Here is a 3,333-nt window from a genome sequence, read left to right as displayed (position 1 = left end):
CGTGATGTAGTGGTCAAATGAACTTGGCTACTACATTTTTTACATCCCAGAAGACACAAAATTGGAGTAAAAATCGTTAAATGTTAACAGCATACCTTTAAGGCGATACTTGATATTTGAGTTCGAAGCTTATTGACCACTCATTCAGTCCCTAGCCCCAATCTAAAGATATCTAGCTGAATGAAGTTGAGTTGCTCTCCTCATCCCCCTGAGTTTGATATTGATAGCAGCCAGATATGAGGCTCTAGCAGAACAAAAAAGCCTAAAAAATACTTAATTACTAATCAGCTAATACAGACGGCGAATTAATGACGAAAAAAGGCAACCTGGAGATAGGAAAATGAGTGAATATTATTTAATTGACAGCGCGGGTCCCTGCGCGTCGACCGAGGTCAGCGATCACAATAAATATTATATTAATTTTAAAGCGTGCGCTCGCCCGCCTATTGAACCGATTCGGATCTACGAAACCTTTAAGCCAGAAGGCGACTACGAGACTCCGGAATTTGTACACACCAAAGTTGACGCATTATCTAAGCGAGTGGTAATGGAAGCCGGGCTACAATATATCTACGGCATCCACTGGGTGCCAGCGTTCATCAAAAACAGTAAAGGACACAGAGACTATTTATTCATCAACTATATGCAAAAGCTTAAATGCCTCGATCTTGATAAGTCAGAGTATTCCTATGTTGATTCATTCAGTAAAGTAGCGGGATTAGAAAAAATAGTCCTTGATGAAAACTTCCTTGCTGAAACGCCGCTCAATCAGCGACTGATCTTTAAGATGGAAGAGGCAGCTTACATTCTGTTCCACCGCACCATTGTCGAGCGTATCATGGCGACCAACCCGATCAATACCACCTTTAAACCCTGTGCACAGTGCATTTAATAAGGACATAGCATGACATTTATTCCTTTTGATAAAGCCACTATCGCCACCGTTCTACCTGAAAAGCGCGCAAAGTTTGTTTTCACGCAACCAGACGTGTACATGAATTTTGGTGAGATCAAAACCCTCTATATTTACGAAGATATCCTAGAAGAACTGGATGAAAAGTGGCTCGACCAACTCACACAGTGGTGGGCAGAGTTAGATTTTAACGTACCCAATACCGAGCATGACTTGGACAAAACGTGTGACGAGTATGCCTTCATTGATTTTGCTATCTTACCGGAACTATCGTCACTTGATGACCATGTCGCAAAGCAAACACCACTCGTTTGGGATAATAAAGAGCTGAAGATCAACACCGACTTCCTGATTGGGTTACAACAAGCCGGCGCGGTTGATGTGTGGTTTGATAGATTGTACTAACCCCTTATGATTGGGTTCTGACAAGGGGAATTTGCCCCAGCTTCGTCTATTCGAACCCAGTGGCATCAACAGCGTTAGACAAAAAAGCCCGCCACTCACTTGGCGGGCTTTCACCAAAGGCGAATTAATGACGAAACAAGGTAACTTAGAGGTAGGAAAATGAGTGAGTATTATTTAATTACCAGCGCGGGCCCCTGCGCGGTGGCCGAGGTCAGCGATTTTAGTGAACATTATATTAATTTTAAAGCGTGTGCCCGCCCGCCTATTGAACCGATTCGGATCTACGAAACCTTTAAGCCGGAAGGCGACTACGAGACTCCTGAATTTGTGCGTATAGGAGTCATAGCTTTGTCCAAGCGAGTGGTACTGGAAGCCGGGCTACAATATCTCTACGGTATCCACTGGGTGCCGGCGTTCATCAAAAACAGCAAAGGACACAGAGACTATTTATTCATCAACTATATGCAAAAGCTTAAATGCCTCGATCTTGATAAGTCAGAGTACTCTCGTGTCAACGCATTCGGCGGAGTATCGGGATTAAAAAAAATAGTCCTTGATGAAAACCTCCTTGCTGAAACGCCGCTCAATCAGCGACTGATCTTTAAGATGGAAGAGTCATCTCGTATTCTGTTCCACCGTACCATTGTCGAGCGTATTATGGCGACCAATCCGATTAACACCACCTTTATACCCTGTGAATAATGTACTTAAATCAACATCCCCAATAATGGCTACCCCGCTATTGAGCTACTCACTGTGATGGATTTGTTTATTACCTGAGATAGACAAACTATGACCTACAAATTGGACAATAATAATGTCAGATATTAACGAAGAATATTACGTGCTTGTATGTGGCTCTGGTGAAGTTCCTTCCCCTTACGTTTCTTGTAGTAAGAGCCACTACCTAATATATCAAAAACCTATTTCACTCAAGGTTCCTATCCAGATTGAATCCGCTGCAGAAGCGCAAAAAAGTGTGCCACTTATCGAAGCAATGGCCGCCCCGAGTGACCCTGTACTGTCGGAGAGAATAACAAAAGTACTAGAATATTATGATCTTTATAAGGTTCAACTACTTCCTGCTGTGTACACCCATAATGATGATAATGAGTACCCGTATTCAGTACTAGTCGTCGATAATGATATCGATGCTTACGATTTTGATAACGGTCAATACTCTAAACGTTCAGATGACGGTGACGTTAGAAACCCTAGAAACTGTCGATTAGACCCCACTAAGCTCGCTTCCATTCCTCTGGATAAGCGTCGTATTTTTTTAATACCGGGCATGATGAGTTACTTGGTCCATAGCAGCATCGCAGAGCCATTAATTGCCTTGAATGCAAGTGGGCTTCACCTGGTGCCATTATTGCAATGGGATGATCGCTTCGGCATGACAATTTAAAAGGAAAATAGTGATGAATGAGTATCAGGTTTTTCATCGTAGTGTTCACTATCAAAAAAATAATCGCCTTATACAGGCTAACAAAGTAAGAATGATGGAAATCCAACCGGATTTAGTGGTGGATTTTTGTCAATGCCCGCGGCTATTTTTTGCGGAAAAGTACGCGGATATTCTGTCCGCGATGGAGCCAGCAGGCGTCGAACGCCTGAAAAACCCTTATCGCCCAGCTTTAGATAGAGAAGCTCAAATTGATATCGGAACCGTGCAAGAGTTGGAAACGATTGATGATATCGACTATGTCTTTTTCCATGTCTTTAATCGCTATGATGTACTGGACAAAGACGCAACACAATGGCACTGCGATACGCCTTCCATCGGTGCCGTGACTGTCCCTGTTTTGGACGACAACAAACTCAATGCCATCCCCCTACAACAACGCCTGTTGTTTAAGCTTGATCAAGACCCATCATTTCTGTTCGTACATGATAGTGTCGTAGATGCGATGTTGAACGCCAAAATGCAAGATATCTGGGTGCGTTGGGCTGATTAATTTGTAAGACACATATCGGCGATAAAGGGCAGTTGTAAAGCCAAATCGAGCTCATAT

The 3,333-nt window shown here is 43.0% G+C and carries 5 protein-coding genes; all 5 read left to right on the top strand.

All coding sequences use genetic code 11. From position 1 onward, the window contains the following. Positions 1 to 340 precede the first annotated feature (340 nt). The 5 genes from OH455_RS23070 to OH455_RS23050 all read left to right on the top strand — a co-directional run bounded on the left by OH455_RS23070 (position 341) and on the right by OH455_RS23050 (position 3,276). Complete coding sequence (locus tag OH455_RS23070; RefSeq protein ID WP_269982919.1) at positions 341 to 892, top strand: hypothetical protein; 552 nt, start codon at positions 341 to 343, stop codon at positions 890 to 892. 12 nt (positions 893 to 904) lie between these two features. Further along, positions 905 to 1,318 carry a hypothetical protein gene (locus tag OH455_RS23065; protein WP_206368998.1) on the top strand — a complete coding sequence of 138 codons (414 nt, stop codon included), beginning with the start codon at positions 905 to 907 and terminating at the stop codon, positions 1,316 to 1,318. Positions 1,319 to 1,477: 159 nt separating this feature from the next. Next, the gene (locus OH455_RS23060) at positions 1,478 to 2,020 is read left to right on the top strand and encodes a hypothetical protein (protein WP_269982918.1); all 543 of its coding nucleotides are present in this window, start codon (positions 1,478 to 1,480) and stop codon (positions 2,018 to 2,020) included. A gap of 115 nt (positions 2,021 to 2,135) precedes the next feature. After that, positions 2,136 to 2,726: a hypothetical protein gene (locus OH455_RS23055; protein WP_269980208.1), complete on the top strand. Its 591-nt coding sequence runs from the start codon at positions 2,136 to 2,138 to the stop codon at positions 2,724 to 2,726. Positions 2,727 to 2,739: 13 nt separating this feature from the next. After that, the gene (locus OH455_RS23050) at positions 2,740 to 3,276 is read left to right on the top strand and encodes a hypothetical protein (RefSeq protein WP_206369001.1); all 537 of its coding nucleotides are present in this window, start codon (positions 2,740 to 2,742) and stop codon (positions 3,274 to 3,276) included. Positions 3,277 to 3,333: the final 57 nt, after the last annotated feature.

Source organism: Vibrio sp. T11.5, from assembly GCF_027587155.1.
GTDB lineage: Bacteria > Pseudomonadota > Gammaproteobacteria > Enterobacterales > Vibrionaceae > Vibrio > Vibrio neptunius.
This window is presented reverse-complemented; position numbering and strand designations above follow the sequence as displayed.

Excerpts from the sequence above, each read along its gene's own strand:
- OH455_RS23070 (WP_269982919.1), top strand. The coding sequence starts at position 341 with ATGAGTGAATATTATTTAATTGACAGCGCGGGTCCCTGCGCGTCGACC.
- OH455_RS23065 (WP_206368998.1), top strand. The coding sequence starts at position 905 with ATGACATTTATTCCTTTTGATAAAGCCACTATCGCCACCGTTCTACCT.
- OH455_RS23060 (WP_269982918.1), top strand. The coding sequence starts at position 1,478 with ATGAGTGAGTATTATTTAATTACCAGCGCGGGCCCCTGCGCGGTGGCC.
- OH455_RS23055 (WP_269980208.1), top strand. The coding sequence starts at position 2,136 with ATGTCAGATATTAACGAAGAATATTACGTGCTTGTATGTGGCTCTGGT.
- OH455_RS23050 (WP_206369001.1), top strand. The coding sequence starts at position 2,740 with ATGAATGAGTATCAGGTTTTTCATCGTAGTGTTCACTATCAAAAAAAT.